This is a genomic window from Microbacterium tenebrionis, from assembly GCF_903645325.1.
Taxonomy (GTDB): domain Bacteria; phylum Actinomycetota; class Actinomycetes; order Actinomycetales; family Microbacteriaceae; genus Microbacterium; species Microbacterium tenebrionis.
The window spans coordinates 421,062-437,178 of record NZ_CAHJXQ010000002.1; the positions used below are offsets into that span (position 1 = coordinate 421,062).

Sequence of the window (16,117 nt, forward strand, 5' to 3'; positions counted from 1 at the left end):
GCGAGTGGATGCTCAGGCGCGGGCGGCCTCCGAGACACGGCGAGCGGCGGCCAGGGCGCCCTCGAGGTCGGCCTTGAGGTCGTCGATGTTCTCGAGGCCCACCGACAGGCGGACGAGGCCGGGGGTGACGCCCGAGGTGAGCTGCTGCTCGGGCGTGAGCTGGGAGTGCGTCGTGGATGCCGGGTGGATCACGAGCGAGCGCACGTCGCCGATGTTGGCCAGGTGGCTGAACAGCGACAGCGAGTTCACGAACTCGCGACCGGCCTCCACGCCGCCCTTGAGCTCGAACGACAGCACGGCGCCGACGCCCTTGGGCGCGTACTCGTTCGCCTTGGCGTACCACGGCGACGAGGGCAGGCCCGAGTAGTTGACCGAGGCGACGTCGGCGTGGTTCTCGAGCCACTCCGCGATCTCCTGCGCGTTCTGCACGTGGCGCTCGATGCGCAGCGACAGCGTCTCGATGCCCTGGATGAGGTTCCACGCGCTTTGCGGCGCGATCGCCGAGCCGAGGTCGCGCAGCAGCTGCACGCGCGCCTTGATGATGTACGCGAGAGCGTCGCCGACCGCTGCGGTGTAGACGGCGCCGTGGTACGACGGGTCGGGCTGAGTGAGCTCCGGGAACTTCTCGGCGTGCTCGGTCCAGGCGAATGTGCCGCCGTCGACGATCGCTCCGCCGATCGTGGTGCCGTGACCGCCGAGGAACTTCGTGACGGAGTGCACGACGATGTCGGCGCCGTGCTCGAACGGACGGATGAGGTAGGGCGTCGCGATCGTGTTGTCGACGATCAGCGGGATGCCGTTCTCGTGTGCGACGTCGGCGATGCCGCGGATGTCGAGCACGTTGATCTTCGGGTTGCCGATCGTCTCGGCGAAGAACAGCTTCGTGTTCGGGCGGACGGCGGCGCGCCACTCCTCGATGTCGTCCTGGTTCTCCACGAACGTCACCTCGACGCCGAGCTTGGCGAGCGTGTACTTGAAGAGGTTGTACGTGCCGCCGTAGATCGAGCTCGACGAGACGAAGTGATCCCCGGCCTGCGCGATGTTCAGGACGGCGAAGGTCGACGCGGCCTGGCCGCTGGAGAGCACGAGAGCCCCGGTACCGCCCTCGAGCGCCGCGAGGCGCTGCTCGAGGACGTCCTGCGTGGGGTTCTGGATGCGGGTGTAGATGTTGCCGAATTCGGCGAGCGCGAACAGGTTCGCCGCGTGGTCGGCGTTGTCGAACACGTACGAGGTGGTCTGGTAGATCGGCGTCGCGCGGGCCTTGGTGACGGGGTCGGGCGCGGCGCCGGAGTGGATCTGCTTGGTCTCGAAACGCCAGGTCTCGGGTGCGGACATTGTGTGCCTCCTCGGCTGGTTCGAAAACAGTGGCGGATGCCGTTGATGCGACACTACGGAACGCACGCAGACCCGACAACGCGCGGGAAATGTTACGTAACATCCACGATCCGCGTGATCGCGCGGAAAAGTCGTACGGTGGAGGCATGGCTGAACAGGCAGTGACCAGACGGGCAGTGGTGACGGGCGCGAGCTCGGGCATCGGCGAGGCGACCGTGCGGGACCTCCGCGATCGTGGCTGGGACGTCGTCGGCGTCGCTCGACGGGCGGACCGCCTGCAGGCGCTCGCCGACGACACCGGGGCATCCGCGGTCGCGTGCGACCTCACCGACCCTGATGCCGTGACCGCACTGCTCGCCGAGATCGACGCGGCAGGCCCTGTCCACGCGCTGGTGCAGGTCGCCGGCGGTGCACGCGGGACGGACAGCGTCGAGGCCGGCAGCACCGAGGACTGGCAGTGGATGTACGACGTGAACGTGCTGGCGACGCAGCGGCTGGTCGCCGGCATCCTGCCCATGCTGCGGCGCGCCGCGGCATCCGACGGGCATGCCGACGCCGTCTTCGTGACCTCGACCGCGGCGCAGGTCGCCTACCCGGGAGGCGGGGGCTACAACGCCGCGAAGGCCGCGGAGTCCATGCTCGTCAAGGCGCTGCGTCAGGAGCTCAACGGCGAGCCCATCCGCGTCGTCGAGGTCGCGCCGGGGCTCGTGCACACCGAGGAGTTCACATTGAATCGGCTCGGCGGCGACCGCGTCGCGGCCGACGCGGTCTACGCCGGTGTCGAGGCGCCGCTGACCGCCCGCGACGTCGCGGACGTCATCGGCTACGCGCTGGATGCTCCGGGGCACGTCAACCTCGACCTCATCACGATGCGGCCCGTCGCCCAGTCCGCGCAGCACCTGCTGGCCCGCGGTGCGCTGCGCGTGCGCCCCGACCTGGAGGACTGAGGCGGTGCCGGGGCGGCCGCTGACCCAGCTCGTCGATGAGGGACTGATCGACGCGGGGTGGGCGCAGGCTCTCGCTCCCGCTGCCGACACGATCCGGATGCTGGGGGACAGGCTCCGTGCCGAGCAAGCGAGCGGCGTCGGATATCTGCCCGACGGCGCGCACGTCCTGCGTGCTTTCCAGCGTCCGCTCGCCGACGTTCGGGTCCTGATCACCGGGCAGGACCCCTATCCGACGCCCGGACATCCGATCGGGTTGTCGTTCGCCGTGAACAGTGATGTGCGCCCCCTGCCGCGCAGCTTGACGAACATCTACGCCGAGCGCGAGAGCGATCTCGGCATCCCGCCGGCGCCGCACGGCGACCTCACCGCGTGGAGCGAGCAGGGGTGCTGCTGCTGAACCGCGTGCTCACGGTGCGGCCGGGCGCGCCGGCATCCCATCGCGGCTGGGGGTGGGAGCAGGTCACCGAACTCGCGATCCGCGCGCTCGTCGCGCGCGACCGGCCGCTCGTGGCGATCCTGTGGGGCAGGGATGCCGCGAACCTCCAGCCGCTTCTCGGCGAGACGCCTGTGATCGCCTCGGCGCACCCGTCGCCGCTGTCCGCACGCCGCGGCTTCTTCGGCTCCAGGCCGTTCTCGCGAGCCAATGCGCTCCTCGAGCAGCAGGGCGCGGAGCCTGTGGACTGGCGCGTGGACGGGGAAGTATAGGCTGAGCGCATGCAGTTCGAACCCGGCGACCAGCGTCGCCGGCTGCCGCGCCATCTGCAGGCGCCGCCGCCGGAGCCGGACAGCTTCAGCTACGTCATCCGGCCCGCGCGCGTCGGCGATCTGCCCGACGTCCGCGGCATCTACAACCATTACGTCGCCAACTCCGTCGTGACGTTCGATGAGAAGGCGTCGACGCACCGCTATTGGCGCGAGAAGTTCGCGTTGCTCACGAAGCTGAAGCTGCCATTCCTCGTGGCGGTGACCCCCTCGAATGCCGTGATCGGCTATGCGCTCGTGCAGCCGTGGGCGAGCAAGTCCGCCTACCGCTACACCGTCGAGGATTCGATCTATCTCGGCCCCGGGGCCGGCGGCAAGGGGCTGGGCACGGTTCTGCTGCGTGCGCTCATCGAAGCGTGCGAGCAGATCGGCCTGCGCGAGGTCGTCGCCGTCATCAGCGACAGCGGAGCCGAGGCATCCGTCCGGCTCCACGAACGGGCCGGCTTCGTCGAGGTCGGACGGATGGGCAGAGTCGGCTTCAAGTTCGGCCGGTCGCTCGGCACGATCTATCTGCAGCGAACCCTCAAGCCCCAGCGCCGCCGGCGGTGACTACTCCGGGATGACCGGGATCGCGGCGAGGAGCCTCTTCGTGTAGTCCTGTTGCGGGCGCAGCAGAACGTCGCGGGTGGTTCCGCGCTCGACGATCGCGCCGTCCTTCATCACCGCGACCGTGTCGCAGAGGTTCTGCACGACGCCGATGTCGTGCGACACGAGGATCAGGGTCAGGTCCTCGGTCTCCAGCAGGTGCTCGAGCACGCCGAGGATCTGCGCCCGCACGGTGGCATCGAGCGCGGAGAGCGGTTCGTCCCCGACGAGGATGCGTGGCCGGTGCACGATCGCGCGCGCGATCGCCACGCGCTGCCGCTGACCGCCGGAGAACTCGTGCGGGTAGCGGCCCGCCATGTCCGGATCCAGCCCGACCTGCTCGAGCACCTCCCGCACGCGCGCGCGACGGTCGCCGGAGATGTCGAGCGCACGCAGCGGCTCGGCGATGATCTGACCCGCGCTCATCCGCGGGTCCAGGGACGCGTACGGGTCCTGGAACACCAGGCCGGTGGCACGGCGGAGCCAGTGCAGCGAGCGGGCGGATGCTGCGGCATCGACGTCTCGTCCGTCGATGCTCACCGTCCCCGCGGTCGGCCGGTCGAGCCCCAGCAGCAGGCGGATGAGTGTGGACTTGCCCGACCCGGACTCGCCGATGATGCCGATCGACTCGCCCGCCTCGATGTCGAGGTCCGTGGGCTGCAGAGCGGTCTGGCGTCCTGCCCGTTCGAAGATCGAACGCTTGGGGACGGGGAAGTCACGGCGCAGGCCGCGGGCTTCGATGAGGCTCATGCGTCACCGCCCTCCGGCCGCCACAGCGTCGCGGTGGCATCGCGGAGCAGGCCCTGCGTGATCGGTGACGTCGGGGCGCTCAGCAGGGTCTGCACCGGCGCGGATTCGACCACTCGGCCGTCTTCGAGCACGACGCCATGCGTCGCGACCTGTGCGAGGACGGCCAGGTCGTGGGTGACGAACACGAGCGACATGCCGTGTTCCGAGGTGAGCGAGAGCATGAGCCGGAGGATCTCGGCCTGGATCGTCACGTCCAGCGCCGTGGTGGGCTCGTCGGCGATGAGCAGCCGGGGCCGGCATGCCAGCGCCATCGCGATCGCGACGCGCTGGCGCTGCCCGCCGGAGAGCTGATGAGGGTATTTGTCGACGATGGATGCCGGATCGGGCAGGTGCACGCGGGCGGCCTCGTCGATGGCGCGCGTGCGCGCTTCGCTCCTCCCGACTCCGGAGTGGATGCGCACGGACTCGGAGATCTGGCGGCCGACGGTGCGGATCGGATTGAGGGCCGTGCGCGGCTCCTGGAAGACGATGCCGATGTCGTCGCCGCGGAAGCGGGCGAGCTCCCGGTCGGGCATCCCGAGCAGCTCCGTGCCGTGCCAGCGGATGCTTCCGCTCGCGGTGGCGCCGTCGGGGAGCAGCCCCAGGATCGCGAGGGTGGTGATGGACTTGCCCGACCCGGATTCGCCGATCAATCCGACTCGCGAGCCGTCCGGAACCTCGAACGAGACGCCGTCGACGACCCGGCGTCCGTCGATCTCGACGACGAGGTCCTGCACGACGAGACTCATGCGATCACCGCCGGCGTGTGGGCCTCGGCCGCACGATGGCGCAGCGTCGGGTCGGTCGCCTCGCGCAGCGCGTCGCCGAGCAGGTTCAGCGCGAGCACGGTGACGGTGATGGCGAGCCCCGGCCAGATCACCGAGAGGGGGTGGATGCTGATGTACCGCTGCAGGTCCGACAGCAGGATGCCCCACGACGGCTCGGTCACCGATGCCCCGAAACCGAGATACGACAGACCCGCCTCGGCGAGCACGGCGACGGCCATCGACCAGGACAGCTGCACGATGAACACCGGCGCAACGTTCGGGAGCAGGTGGCGGACGAGGTTCTGCACCGGGGTGAGACCTGAAGCGCGCCCGGCGAGCACGAAGTCGCTCTGCTGAACGCGACGCAGCTCGGGTCGGGTGACGCGGGCGATGTTGACACCGAAACCGATCCCGACCGCCCAGATGACGACCCACAGGGAACCGCCCCACACCGACGAGATCATCATCGCGATGATGAGGACGGGGAAGGCGATGAGGATGTCGACGAGGACGGCGACGGTCTCGCGCATCCAGCGGAAGGTCAGGGCCCCGAGGGCTGCAAGGGCGATCCCCACGAGGGTCGCGACGACGCCCGCTCCGACGCTGACGAACACGGTCGTGCGCGCACCCGCCATGATCAGGCTCAGGATGTCGCGTCCGGTGCCGTCCGTGCCGAGCAGATGCGGCCAGCTGGGCGCCGCCCAGCGACCCCGCACATCGGCGCTGAGCGGGTCGAACGGCGTCCAGAACAGCGCCACGAGCGCGGTGAGCGCGATCACCGCGACGACGATGAGCGCGAAGCGGCCGGTGGCATCGGACCACAGGCGTCGCAGCCAGCGGGGCATCATGACTCCCTCTGCCTCGGGTCGACGACGTGGTGGATGAGATCGACGATGAACCCGATCACGAGCACGAGAGCGGTCAGCACGAGCAGTTCGCTCTGGACCTTCACGAGATCGCGCGTTCCGACGTCCGCGACGAGCATGCGCCCGATGCCCGGCAGCGTGAAGAGCTGCTCGATGATGACCGAGCCGACGATGATCCCGGCGACCTGCAGGCCGAGCACCGTGACGATGGACAGCCCGACGGCGGGGATGCCGTGCTGGATCAGGGCGCGGTTGCGGGTGAGCCCCTTCGCCGCCGCTGTCCGGACGAAATCCTGCCCCCGGGCCTGAAGCGTGGCGCTGCGCACGAACCGCAGCAGCATGGCGCCCTCGACGATCCCGATGGTCAGCGCGGGCAGGAGCAGGGCGCGGAAGGCCTGCCATGGCTGGTCCCAGCCGCCTCGAGGGAAGCCCTGCGCCGGCAGCCAGCCCAGCCAGACCGCGAACACGACGATGAGCATCATCCCGGCCCAGATCACGGGCACCGCGGCGAGGGCTTGAGCTGCGACGCTGATGGCGGTGCCGCCGGCGCGTCCGCGCAGGAGCGCCGAGCCGATGCCGAACGGCACGGCGATGAGCAGAGCGATCAGCAGCGCCATGATGCCGAGAGGCACGGTGACCTGCGCCTTCTCGGCGATCTCGGCGCCTACGGACGCTCCGCTCAGCTGCGATGTGCCGAGGTCGCCGGTCAGGACGCCGCCGATCCAGTCGGTGTACTGGACGAACAGCGGACGGTTCAGTCCCAGTGATTCGCGCAGGGCTTCGACCGTCGCCGGTGGCGCCTGCGTGCCCGCGATCAGCTGCGCGACGTCACCGGGGAACACGCGCAGGGTGAGGAAGATGACCACGCTCGACACGAGGAGCCCTGCGATCAGCAGGACCCCTCGTGTCAGCGCGTATCGGATCACCGGGATGAGCTGCCGGTCAGTCCGCGGCGACGGTGACGCCGGCGAGGTCGATGCGCGAGTTGATCGAGTCCTGCGGGAAGCCGGAGACGGTCGGGCGGACGGCGGTGATCGTCTGTCCGTTGTAGAGCCAGTCCGCCGCGTGGTCCTCGGACACGAGGCGTGCCGCCTGTGCGAGCAGCTCGGCGGAGGCGTCGGCATCGGTCTCGGCCAGCGCGCGGGTGTAGAGGTCCTGCACCTCCGGGTTGTCGTAGCCGAAGTAGTAGTCCGGATTGGCGAAGTTGCCGAAGTCGCGGGGCTCGACGTGCAGGACGAAGCTGAGGTCGTAGTCCTTGTTCGTGTAGACGTCCTCGAGCCAGGTCGGGAACTCGACCGGGTCGACCTCGAGGGTGACCCCGACCTTCGCGAAGTCGGAGATCAGCACCTGCGAGACGGTGGTGCCGTAGAACGACGGGATCGTCAGCGTGAGCTCCAGGTCCTCCTGGCCGGCCTCCGCGAGCAGCTCCTGCGCCTTCTCGGGGTCGTAGGGGGCGACGTCCGAGAGGTCCTCGTACCCGGGGTCGAGCTCGGGGATCGGACCGTACAGCGGCTCACCCGCGCCCACGGCTTCGATAAGGCCCTCGTGGTCGATGGCCAGGCGCAGCGCCTCTCGGACGCGCACGTCGTCGAGCGGTGCCTTGGCGTTGTTGAACGCGAGGGTCGCCTTGTCGGTGGTGCGTCCGGTCGTCAGTGCGAACTCTCCGGAGCTCTCCAGTTCGGGTGCGAGGTTGGGGTCGACCGCCGTGAGGACGTCGAGGCTGCCGTCGAGGGCGGCGTTCACACCTGCGGTGAAGTCCGGGATGTACTCGAAGACGACCTCGGCGACGCCGGCCGAGTCGCCCCAGTAGTCGTCGAACCGGTCGAAGGTGATGCTGCTGCCGCGGCTCCAGTTCTGGAGGGTGAAGGGCCCTGTGCCGTTCTCCGCTGTCTGCAGATCGGTCGTGTCTCCGCTGCGGAACACGAGTCCGGCGGGGCCCGTGAGCGCGAACAGGAAGTTCTGGTTCGGCTCGGTCAGGGTGATGACGACGGTCATGTCGTCAGGGGCCTCGATGGAGTCGACGGCGGCGAACTCGGCGTGGCCCTGCAGCGATTCGTCGGTCTGCACGGCTTCGTACGAGGCGACGACGTCGGCGGAGGTGAGGGCCGAGCCGTCGTGGAACGTGATGCCCTCGTTGAGGGTGAACGTGTAGGTCAGGCCGTCGTCGGAGACCTCGTAGCCTGATGCCAGGCGCGGTTCGATCGTGTTGTCCTGGGCGCGCGAGACGAGGCCCTCGTAGATGTTGTCGACGAGCACCTGTTCGAGAGCGGCGCCGCTGGTGTGGCGGATGTCGAGGTTGGTCGGCTCGAGGACGAGGCCCACCGTGAGGGTCGCGGCGGGGTCCGGCGTGCCGCTCGAGGTCTGCTCCGGGTCGGGCGAGGTGCTCGTGCAGGCGCTGAGCACGACGGCGGTGGCGGCGAGCGCCGATACGACGGCGAGGCGTCTGGTGCGGTGGGACATGATGATCGCGGGGTCCTCTCGGGCGGCGGGTTCGCTGTGCGCCGGTTCGGGGTGATGCCTGGGCAGGATGCCGGGTCAGGCGGGTGAGACGACCGCGGCCCTGATGAGCTCGGCGAGCTCTCCCGGGGCGGTCTCCTGGACATTGTGGGTCGCGTCGAGCTGAACGACGCGTGCGCCGGGGACGCGACGCTCGAACTCGGCGGCGTCGTCCTCTCCCGCGAATCCGCGCAGAGCGCGGACGAGCGTGATCGGCGCGGCGGTGCCGGCGAGGTCATCCCATCCGCGGGCGTCCATGATCGCGCGCGGCGCGTCGGTATCAGTGGCACCGGCGGAACCCGCCAGCGCCTTCGCCGCGAGATGGGCGAAGTGGTGCTTCCACTCGATCCGCCCGTCGGCGCGGACGCGGGTGTTGAGGAAGACCCCGCGTTCGGTCTCGGGGCGGGTGCTCCCGAAGCCGAGCGACATGGCCCGGTCGACGAGTTCATCGCGGGTCGCGAAGTCGGTGGGACCTTCGTAGAAGGCGCGGAGGACCGCCGGATCGGCGGTGGTGTCGATTCCGGGCGTGATGTCGACGACGATCAGTTCGCGGACGAGGTCGGCATGAGCGGATGCCACAGCCGCCGCGGTGAGCCCTCCGAGCGACTGGCCGACGAGGACCTGAGCAGCCGTGGTCCACTCCTGGAGCGCGAGGGCGATGTCGGGGGCGAGCGAGGCGGCGGAGTAGTCGGCGTCCTCGCGCCAGTCGGAGTCGCCGTGCCCGGCGAGGTCGATGGCGAGAACCGGCTGCTGCAGCTGCAGGACGGTGGTGTCCCAGGTGTGGGCGTTGAGCCCGGCGCCGTGGAGCAGCGTGACGACCGGGTCACCGGTGCCGTAGCGGAGCGCACTGAGCCGGCGCCCGTCGGGGAGGTCGAGCGTGAGGCGTTCGACGGGGGGAACGGGTGCGCCGAGGGCCTGTGCCTGGAGCGGGAGGTAGTGGAACTCGCTGTTCTCGGTCGTCACGCCCATATTCTGCTCCGATTTGCAGGTCAGCGCGAAACGCGAGAGCAGAGTGCGCGGTGATGCCGGGATCTGGTTGCTAAATATGCACATTCAAGGCACGAAAACATGTGCGTATTGCATTTGCTGCATCAAGATGGCTCACAGGGGCGGTTGCTAGTTTCGTGCCCCATGCTCACATCGATTCTTCCCTCGCGTGTCCGCTCCGGGAAGCACTATGCGCTCAGCTGGAGCATTCCCGACGCATTCGGCGGCATGACGAGCGCTCTCCTGCATCGGTCGAGAGCATTCGTCCGCCTCACGGGTCAGCCTGTCGAGATCCTGACCTTCGACGATCGGCTGGACTATCCCGAGCTCGTCGATCGACTGCGCTCGTCCGGGGATGTCGTCGACGGCATGCGCATCATCAACATCTGGGAATGGTTCCGCGAGCACGACGAGCAGCCCGCACGCACGGGAGCATCCGCGCACGGGCACGAGCGCCTCGATCCGGCAGATGGCGACGGGCAGGCCAGACGTGACGGCGTCGTGCTCGTGAGGCAGCGGCGGACGGAACCTGGCGGTGAAATGCTCGCGACGGACCGCTTCCGGCCCGACGGCACCCTGCTGATGACGGACCGCCGCGACCCGGACACGGGTGGGCGCAGCGTCGTCCTCTATGACCGGCGCGGCGAACCCGTGCGCAGGTGGGAGAGCGTCTGGGCGCTGTACAGGCATTGGCTGGACCGCGTCTTCGGTGCGCAGGAGAGCTTCGTCATCGTGGACTCGAAGACGGTCGCCCGGTTCGCGCGGACGTACCACCGGGCGAACGTCGTGATGATGCACGTGCTGCACGGGTCCCACCGATCCGCCGACGGCTCGCAGCTGAGCGCGACGCGGCTCACCGTGCTCGAGCATCTCGATGACTTCGATGCGGTGATCGTCCTCACATCGCGGCAGCGGGAGGACCTCCTGCACGATCTGGGTCCGCTTGACAACATCGCGGTCATCCCCAATGGTTTCGACGGGGCGGGCCCGTCGCGCGCATCCTCCGGGAGGCGCAGAGGCCGCGGGGTCATGCTTGCATCGCTCATCGTCCGCAAGCGGGTCTCGCACGCGATCAAGGCTCTCGCCCGGGCCTCGGACGATGCCGACCTCACTCTGGATGTCTTCGGCGAGGGAGAGAGGCGCCCGCTCCTGGAGGAGACGATCCGCTCGCTGGGCGTTCAGGATCGTGTGCGCCTGCGGGGGCACGTCGACGACGCGCGGGCGGCGTTCGTGTCCGCGGACTTCATGCTCCTGACCTCCAAGACGGAAGGACTTCCGCTCGCTCTCATCGAAGCAATGGCGGCGGGTTGCATTCCGATCGCGTACGACATCCCCTACGGCCCGTCGGACGTGATCCAGGACGGACGCAACGGCTTCCTCATCCCGCCGGGCGACATCGGCGCCATGTCGCGTCGGATCGCCGAGCTCCAGCGGATGCCGGAGCAAGACGTCTCCGCGATGCGCCGTCGCGCCCGCGAGAGCGCTTCACGGTTCGACGACCGGAGCGTCGTGCGCGCCTGGGGGCGTGAGATGCGACGGGCGCGACGGCGCAAGCGGCGTGCGTCAGACCCCGGTCCCCGTCGCATCCGCCGTCTCGCCGGCCGGATCAAGCGGCGCCTGCACCGCCTCGCCGAGCGAGCGCTCGTCCCAGATCCGTGAGCGGGCCCGCCTCGGCACGGCGCCACCCGCCATCCTGGCGATGCGCTGGGACGGCGCCTCCACGACGCGGTGGAACACGGCGGCCAGGACGAGGCTGGTCGGGATGCCGATGGTCATCACGAGCGGCCATCTGTCGCTGCCCCACAGGTAGGCCAGTGTCGCGATGACGGGCACGTGCACGAGGTAGAGGCTGTACGACGTGCGCCCCAGCCACTGCGGAACCCGCCCTTCGAGTGCCGTGCGCAGCCACGGCCATCCCAGCGCTGCGACGATCGCCAGTACGGCGCCGATGCCGGCCAGTCCCCACATGGTGCGGCCGAGCAGGCTGCCGGGAGCGGCGACCGGTCGAGCGAGCCGGCTCGCGATGAGCAGCGCTAGCGCGCCGGCGGTGAACGCGGGCCAGAAGGCAGGGTGCCGGGGCCGGCGCACCCACGCCAGCAGGTCGTCGAACCGGACGGCCATCAGGGTGCCGAGCAGGAACACAGGCAGGTAGACGAGCGGTTCTGCGTCGATCAGCCGCCCCGCTACGGTGAGCGCGCAGCATCCGATCGCCGCGATGAGGGCGTGCCGGCGCACGACGATCGCGACGCCGATGAACATCGGGAGGCCCAGCGAGAAGATGAGCTCCCAGCGCAAGGACCACAGGACGTTGTTGATGTCGTAGCTCGTCGTCGTCAGGAGGGCCTCGTCGAAGAACGAGCTCCACGTGACCGTCGCGGCCTGCGTGTTCTGCATCCACGAGTCATCGGGCATGGTCGCAGGGTCCCGCGGCACCAGCGCAATGAGGCCGGCGGCGAGAACGACGGAGGCCCACACCGGCAGGTACAGGCGCAGGATGCGCGTGGGGTAGTAGCGCAACCAGCTGAAGCCGTCGCGCAGCACCGGCAGCGCCACGACGAAGCCCGACAGCACGAAGAACACCAGCACGGCCTCGGTTCCGGCGAACAGGATCTTCGCCGGCGTCTGCGTCAGCCAGGCGGCGGTGGCATCGTCCAGATACGGTATCGCGACGAGACTGCAGTGGTACACGAGGACCACAGCCGCGGCTGCGCCGCGGACTCCGTCAAGACTCCTCATGCGTTGCGTGTTCGCCATCTGCACCCACGCTAGAGACGGGGTCTGAGCCTAAGCTGAGGGCATGAGCGAGACGCGCGTGCGCCTGTCGAAGACCGAGCCGGCCGCGTACGAGACTCTGGATCAGTTCGCCAGGACCGTCGGCCAGATCTGTCGCGACAACGGCATCGACGACCGGCTCAAGGAGATCGTGATGATCCACTGCTCGCAGCTCAACGGTTGCGCGTACTGTGCGCGCGTCCATCTCGACCGTGCGGTGAAGGCCGGCCTCGACACCGACACGATCGTGCAGATCCCCACCTGGCGCGAGAGCGGCGTGTTCTCGGATCGCGAGCGTGCGGCCCTCGAACTGGCCGAGGCGTTCACCTTCATCCACGACGACGGCATCCCCGACGACGTGTACGACCGCGTGGGCGGCGTGCTCACGGAGAAGGAGTACGCCGCGTTGAGTTGGGCGTGCGTGTCGATCAACGCCTTCAACCGGATCGTGATCGCCGGACGGTATCCGGTCCCGCCGCGTGCAGATCAGGCGCCGGTGTGACGCTCCTCGAACTCCCCGGCGTGTTCAACGCCCGTGACGTCGGCGGGATGCCGGCGTCACGCGGCCGCATCCGCGAGGGCATGCTGCTGCGCTCGGGCAGCCTCGTCGCGGCGAAGCCGGCGGCCGTCGCCGCGATCGAGCACCGCGTCGGACACATCGTCGACCTGCGCGGCGGCCAGGAGGTCGCCGAAGCGCCGTCGGCGGTCAGCTCGGTGCCCACGACGAACCTGCCGCTGTTCCTCGGCTCGGTCGCGTCGTTCTTCGACGAGGATCTGAGTCTGGAGGAGATGTACCGTCACCTGGTCGACGAGAGCGGCGCGCGGCTGGCGGACGCCGTCCGCGTGATCGCGGAAGGGGAGGGCACCCTGGTGCACTGCACGGTGGGCAAGGACCGCACAGGGGTCACGGTCGCGCTCGCCCTTTCGGCTGTCGACGCGGATCGGGACGCCGTCGTCGCGGATTACGCGCTCACGGCGTCGCAGCTGCCGGCCGAGCGCAATCACCGGATCACGGAGTTCCTCCGGGCGCAGCATCCGCACGCCGAGAACGCGGTGGCCCTGGCGACGCAGTCGCCGGCCGCTGTCATGCGCGGCATCCTCGACGAGATCGACCGCCGGTGGGGGTCTTCCGCCGACTATCTGCGCGCTCACGGCCTCGCCGACGACGAACTCGACGCGCTACGGGCTGCACTCATCGAGTCCTGAGCACGATCTGAACTGAGCAAGGTAAGGCAACCCTTCATGGGTGGTACGATGAGGGAATCATGACGACCTCGACCGAACTGCGAAGCGGACGCGCCCAGCGCCGAGCCGCTCGTCTGCGCTCGCACCACCTGGTGACCGCGGACGAGAACTCGCTGCTCGAACTCGAGTCGTTCCTCGCCACGTTGCCGCTGTGCGCTTCGGGCCGGGTGTTCATCGAGGTCGCCGACCCGGCCGACATCGGCGTGATCGATGCGCCGGCACGCATGACCGTGACGTGGCTCGCCCGTTCGTCGCGCTCCGGCGCTCCCGGTACCGGACGCTCCTGCACGCCCGGGACGGCTCTGGCCCGCGCGACCTGCGCCTGGGCGGACGAGATGCTGTGCGACAGCGAGCTGCCGACCCACGTCACGCTTCTGGGCGGCTATCTCGGTTCGGCTGACATCGTCGAGCATCTGACCGGGGCTCTCGACGTCCCGGCCGAGATGATCAGCGCCCCGGACCGGTTCGGGCTGCTGCCGTCCGCGAACTGACCGCGGCCGTTCGGCTCGATCGCCGTACGTAGTTGCCATCCTCGAGGCCGGCCTCGATCTCGAACCGATTGAGCATCGGATCGCGTCCTGCGAACAGGTACAGGACGGGCATGAGGAATCCGTAACGGAGCCACTGCGCCTTGTGCACGGCCTCGTGCCGCAGGATGGCGTCGCTGGGGTCGGCATCGCCGGTCAGGAAGCACCCGCCCACGCAGATGCCTCCTCGGTTGAACGTCCATTTCGGCATGCCGCGGAACACCCACAGGCCCGCGCGGCGCTCGATCGGCCCTGTGCTCCACAGCGAGCCCCAGATCCAGCCGACGGTGGTTCCCCAGGCATAGCCGATCCGGCTGATCGGCGACCGCAGCAGGAACGACGGGATCCGGCGATCGAACCGGCGTCCCCGCTGGAGCGCGGCGTCTGCGGCTGCGCGCCAATCGGGACGCGGCGATGAGCCCGGCGTCATGCCACAGCACCCACGAGTCGCAGGATCGCTCCGAGGTCGTCGACGGCATCGACGGGGGAACGGGGCGCGAACCCGGCGATGGTCGCACCGGCGAGCGGCACCTGCGCCCGAAGGGCTCTGATGGCGGATGCCAGGGCCGCCGCACGTGCGCCGAAGGGTGCAGCCGTTGACACACCCGCCATCTCTGACGGGTCGAGGACGTCGACGTCGATGTGCACCCACACGGCGGAGGCGCCGGTGCTGGCGACCGCGGTCGCGAGCGCATTCTCGTCGTCGAGGTCGTCGATCCCGAGGCTCGTCAGCCGCGCGAGCGGGTCCTCCTCGGCGTCGTCCAGAACGCGTGCGCCGACGACGACCACGCGATCGGCTGGAAGACCCGGCGAGAGGGCGAGTTGCGGTTCGCCGTCGCCGAGGATCGCGCGCAGAGCCATGCCGGAGAACGCACCCGATGGCGAGGTCTCATCCGTGTGCAGGTCGGGGTGCGCGTCGAACCAGACGAGCGCGAGGGAATCACGGTCGACGGCGTCGAGCGCGGAGACCGTGACGCTGCAGTCGCCGCCGATGACGATCGTGTCCGGTGCCATGGCCTCGGCGACCATCGAGCGGATGCGCTGCAGCGCGCTCAGCCGATGGACGCCGGTGCCGAGCGATTCACCTGCCTCCAACGGGATATCGAGCACCGTCGTGGCTGCGCGCGGCAGGTCGCCGGCGATCGCCGAGGCGCCGTCGACGAGCAGCATCGCGCGCGCGGAGGGCGAACCCTGCCACTGCGGGACGACGAGGAATCTTGCCATCAGGGTTCACCTCCCACGCGCATCGATCGGGACTCAGCCCTCGAGCTGCGCCTGGGGGCGACCGGTCTTCAGCTCGGCCAGCCGGGCCTCGACCTCGGTCAGCTCGCCGAGGTCGTCGAGGCTCTCGAACTGCGCGTCGAGGCTGGATGCCGCGAGCTCCACCTTGCCCTGGGCGAGGGCCTCCTGGCGGCGGACCTTGTCCTCGAAGCGGCCGAGCTCACTCGTCGGGTCGAGCACGTTGATCGACGAGACGGCATCCTGGACCTTCGTCTGAGCCTCGGCGACCTTGGCGCGGGCCAGAAGCTCGCTGCGCTTCGCCTTGAGCTCGCCGAGCTTCTCCTTCATGCCGTTCAGGCCGCTCTTGAGCTTGTCGACGACCTCGGTCTGCGCCGCGATCGTGGGCTCGGCGGCGGCTGCCTCGCGCTCCTCGCCGATCTGACGCTGGAGGGCGATCTTGGCCAGGTTGTCGCACTTGTCGGCGTCGGCGGTGTTGCCCGCCGCCCGCAGCTCGTCGGCCTTGCGGCTGGCGGCGAGGGCCTTGTTGCCCCAGTCCTTCGCGGCCTGGACGTCCTCTTCGTGGTCGCGCTCGAGCAGGCGCAGATTGCCGATGGTCTCGGCGATCGCGGCCTCCGCGTCGGCGACGTTGTTGGTGTAGTCGCGGACGAGCTGATCGATCATCTTCTGCGGGTCTTCGGCCTGATCGATGAGGGCGTTGATGTTCGCCTTCATCAGCGTCGAGATGCGACTGAAGATGGACTGCTTGGCCATGGTGTTTCCTTTCGATTGGAACGGAGTCGTGCGAGTTTGTGATGAGC

General features: G+C 69.3%; 17 protein-coding genes and 1 pseudogene. 7 read left to right on the top strand and 11 right to left on the bottom strand.

What is annotated here, in order from left to right:
* Positions 1-12: 12 nt before the first annotated feature.
* Positions 13-1,335, bottom strand: a complete 1,323-nt coding sequence (locus tag HWX58_RS05360) for a bifunctional o-acetylhomoserine/o-acetylserine sulfhydrylase (RefSeq protein WP_175985975.1) — start codon at positions 1,333-1,335, stop codon at positions 13-15.
* A 146-nt stretch (positions 1,336-1,481) separates the two neighbouring features.
* Here HWX58_RS05360 and HWX58_RS05365 point away from each other — a divergent pair, with 146 nt between their 5' ends.
* The 3 genes and pseudogenes from HWX58_RS05365 (at position 1,482) to HWX58_RS05375 (ending at position 3,593) form a co-directional block, all read left to right on the top strand.
* Positions 1,482-2,282, top strand: coding sequence for an SDR family oxidoreductase (locus tag HWX58_RS05365; RefSeq protein ID WP_175985976.1), 801 nt, complete (start codon positions 1,482-1,484; stop codon positions 2,280-2,282).
* Positions 2,170-2,987: pseudogene (locus HWX58_RS05370) on the top strand (uracil-DNA glycosylase). The gene HWX58_RS05365 and the pseudogene HWX58_RS05370 overlap by 113 nt, the downstream one beginning before the upstream one ends.
* 9 nt (positions 2,988-2,996) lie before the next feature.
* A complete protein-coding gene (locus tag HWX58_RS05375) occupies positions 2,997-3,593 on the top strand; it encodes a GNAT family N-acetyltransferase (RefSeq protein ID WP_175985977.1) in 597 nt (198 codons plus the stop codon).
* Here HWX58_RS05375 and HWX58_RS05380 read toward each other — a convergent pair whose 3' ends face one another.
* The 6 genes from HWX58_RS05380 to HWX58_RS05405 all read right to left on the bottom strand — a co-directional run bounded on the left by HWX58_RS05380 (position 3,594) and on the right by HWX58_RS05405 (position 9,516).
* Positions 3,594-4,379: an ABC transporter ATP-binding protein gene (locus tag HWX58_RS05380; protein WP_175985978.1), complete on the bottom strand. Its 786-nt coding sequence runs from the start codon at positions 4,377-4,379 to the stop codon at positions 3,594-3,596. It abuts the gene before it with no gap.
* Positions 4,376-5,167, bottom strand: coding sequence for an ABC transporter ATP-binding protein (locus HWX58_RS05385; protein ID WP_175985979.1), 792 nt, complete (start codon positions 5,165-5,167; stop codon positions 4,376-4,378). Before HWX58_RS05385 ends, HWX58_RS05380 begins: the two co-directional genes overlap by 4 nt.
* Positions 5,164-6,033 carry an ABC transporter permease gene (locus HWX58_RS05390; protein WP_438268242.1) on the bottom strand — a complete coding sequence of 290 codons (870 nt, stop codon included), beginning with the start codon at positions 6,031-6,033 and terminating at the stop codon, positions 5,164-5,166. Before HWX58_RS05390 ends, HWX58_RS05385 begins: the two co-directional genes overlap by 4 nt.
* Positions 6,030-6,977, bottom strand: coding sequence for an ABC transporter permease (locus HWX58_RS05395; protein WP_175985980.1), 948 nt, complete (start codon positions 6,975-6,977; stop codon positions 6,030-6,032). The genes HWX58_RS05390 and HWX58_RS05395 overlap by 4 nt, the downstream gene beginning before the upstream one ends.
* Positions 6,978-6,993: 16 nt before the next feature.
* Complete coding sequence (locus tag HWX58_RS05400) at positions 6,994-8,511, bottom strand: ABC transporter substrate-binding protein (RefSeq protein ID WP_175985981.1); 1,518 nt, start codon at positions 8,509-8,511, stop codon at positions 6,994-6,996.
* Positions 8,512-8,586: 75 nt separating this feature from the next.
* Positions 8,587-9,516: an alpha/beta fold hydrolase gene (locus tag HWX58_RS05405; RefSeq protein ID WP_175985982.1), complete on the bottom strand. Its 930-nt coding sequence runs from the start codon at positions 9,514-9,516 to the stop codon at positions 8,587-8,589.
* 162 nt (positions 9,517-9,678) lie between these two features.
* Here HWX58_RS05405 and HWX58_RS05410 point away from each other — a divergent pair, with 162 nt between their 5' ends.
* The gene (locus HWX58_RS05410; protein ID WP_175985983.1) at positions 9,679-11,193 is read left to right on the top strand and encodes a glycosyltransferase; all 1,515 of its coding nucleotides are present in this window, start codon (positions 9,679-9,681) and stop codon (positions 11,191-11,193) included.
* Here HWX58_RS05410 and HWX58_RS05415 read toward each other — a convergent pair.
* Positions 11,098-12,270 (bottom strand): acyltransferase family protein, encoded by a 1,173-nt coding sequence (locus HWX58_RS05415; protein WP_175985984.1) that lies wholly within the window; start codon positions 12,268-12,270, stop codon positions 11,098-11,100. The two genes, HWX58_RS05410 and HWX58_RS05415, sit on opposite strands and share 96 nt — an antisense overlap.
* 61 nt (positions 12,271-12,331) lie before the next feature.
* Here HWX58_RS05415 and HWX58_RS05420 point away from each other — a divergent pair, with 61 nt between their 5' ends.
* Genes HWX58_RS05420 through HWX58_RS05430 form a run of 3 tightly spaced genes read left to right on the top strand, consistent with a single transcriptional unit; the run spans position 12,332 to position 14,042 of the window.
* Complete coding sequence (locus HWX58_RS05420) at positions 12,332-12,808, top strand: carboxymuconolactone decarboxylase family protein (RefSeq protein ID WP_175985985.1); 477 nt, start codon at positions 12,332-12,334, stop codon at positions 12,806-12,808.
* Positions 12,805-13,512, top strand: a complete 708-nt coding sequence (locus HWX58_RS05425; protein WP_175985986.1) for a tyrosine-protein phosphatase — start codon at positions 12,805-12,807, stop codon at positions 13,510-13,512. The genes HWX58_RS05420 and HWX58_RS05425 overlap by 4 nt, the downstream gene beginning before the upstream one ends.
* Positions 13,513-13,571: 59 nt before the next feature.
* Positions 13,572-14,042, top strand: a complete 471-nt coding sequence (locus HWX58_RS05430) for an SIP domain-containing protein (RefSeq protein WP_175985987.1) — start codon at positions 13,572-13,574, stop codon at positions 14,040-14,042.
* Here HWX58_RS05430 and HWX58_RS05435 read toward each other — a convergent pair.
* The 3 genes from HWX58_RS05435 to HWX58_RS05445 are packed head-to-tail and all read right to left on the bottom strand — an operon-like array spanning position 13,999 to position 16,070.
* The gene (locus HWX58_RS05435; protein WP_175985988.1) at positions 13,999-14,508 is read right to left on the bottom strand and encodes a Fe-S oxidoreductase; all 510 of its coding nucleotides are present in this window, start codon (positions 14,506-14,508) and stop codon (positions 13,999-14,001) included. The two genes, HWX58_RS05430 and HWX58_RS05435, sit on opposite strands and share 44 nt — an antisense overlap.
* Positions 14,505-15,302: an arginase family protein gene (locus HWX58_RS05440; protein WP_175985989.1), complete on the bottom strand. Its 798-nt coding sequence runs from the start codon at positions 15,300-15,302 to the stop codon at positions 14,505-14,507. Before HWX58_RS05440 ends, HWX58_RS05435 begins: the two co-directional genes overlap by 4 nt.
* Positions 15,303-15,335: 33 nt before the next feature.
* On the bottom strand, positions 15,336-16,070 hold the full coding sequence (locus tag HWX58_RS05445) for a PspA/IM30 family protein (protein ID WP_175985990.1): 735 nt from the start codon (positions 16,068-16,070) through the stop codon (positions 15,336-15,338).
* Positions 16,071-16,117 lie beyond the last annotated feature (47 nt).

Excerpts from the sequence above, each read along its gene's own strand:
- HWX58_RS05390 (WP_438268242.1), bottom strand. The coding sequence starts at position 6,033 with ATGATGCCCCGCTGGCTGCGACGCCTGTGGTCCGATGCCACCGGCCGC.
- HWX58_RS05420 (WP_175985985.1), top strand. The coding sequence starts at position 12,332 with ATGAGCGAGACGCGCGTGCGCCTGTCGAAGACCGAGCCGGCCGCGTAC.
- HWX58_RS05405 (WP_175985982.1), bottom strand. The coding sequence starts at position 9,516 with ATGGGCGTGACGACCGAGAACAGCGAGTTCCACTACCTCCCGCTCCAG.
- HWX58_RS05375 (WP_175985977.1), top strand. The coding sequence starts at position 2,997 with ATGCAGTTCGAACCCGGCGACCAGCGTCGCCGGCTGCCGCGCCATCTG.
- HWX58_RS05430 (WP_175985987.1), top strand. The coding sequence starts at position 13,572 with ATGACGACCTCGACCGAACTGCGAAGCGGACGCGCCCAGCGCCGAGCC.
- HWX58_RS05415 (WP_175985984.1), bottom strand. The coding sequence starts at position 12,270 with ATGAGGAGTCTTGACGGAGTCCGCGGCGCAGCCGCGGCTGTGGTCCTC.
- HWX58_RS05385 (WP_175985979.1), bottom strand. The coding sequence starts at position 5,167 with ATGAGTCTCGTCGTGCAGGACCTCGTCGTCGAGATCGACGGACGCCGG.
- HWX58_RS05435 (WP_175985988.1), bottom strand. The coding sequence starts at position 14,508 with ATGACGCCGGGCTCATCGCCGCGTCCCGATTGGCGCGCAGCCGCAGAC.
- HWX58_RS05380 (WP_175985978.1), bottom strand. The coding sequence starts at position 4,379 with ATGAGCCTCATCGAAGCCCGCGGCCTGCGCCGTGACTTCCCCGTCCCC.
- HWX58_RS05400 (WP_175985981.1), bottom strand. The coding sequence starts at position 8,511 with ATGTCCCACCGCACCAGACGCCTCGCCGTCGTATCGGCGCTCGCCGCC.
- HWX58_RS05365 (WP_175985976.1), top strand. The coding sequence starts at position 1,482 with ATGGCTGAACAGGCAGTGACCAGACGGGCAGTGGTGACGGGCGCGAGC.
- HWX58_RS05360 (WP_175985975.1), bottom strand. The coding sequence starts at position 1,335 with ATGTCCGCACCCGAGACCTGGCGTTTCGAGACCAAGCAGATCCACTCC.
- HWX58_RS05440 (WP_175985989.1), bottom strand. The coding sequence starts at position 15,302 with ATGGCAAGATTCCTCGTCGTCCCGCAGTGGCAGGGTTCGCCCTCCGCG.
- HWX58_RS05410 (WP_175985983.1), top strand. The coding sequence starts at position 9,679 with ATGCTCACATCGATTCTTCCCTCGCGTGTCCGCTCCGGGAAGCACTAT.
- HWX58_RS05445 (WP_175985990.1), bottom strand. The coding sequence starts at position 16,070 with ATGGCCAAGCAGTCCATCTTCAGTCGCATCTCGACGCTGATGAAGGCG.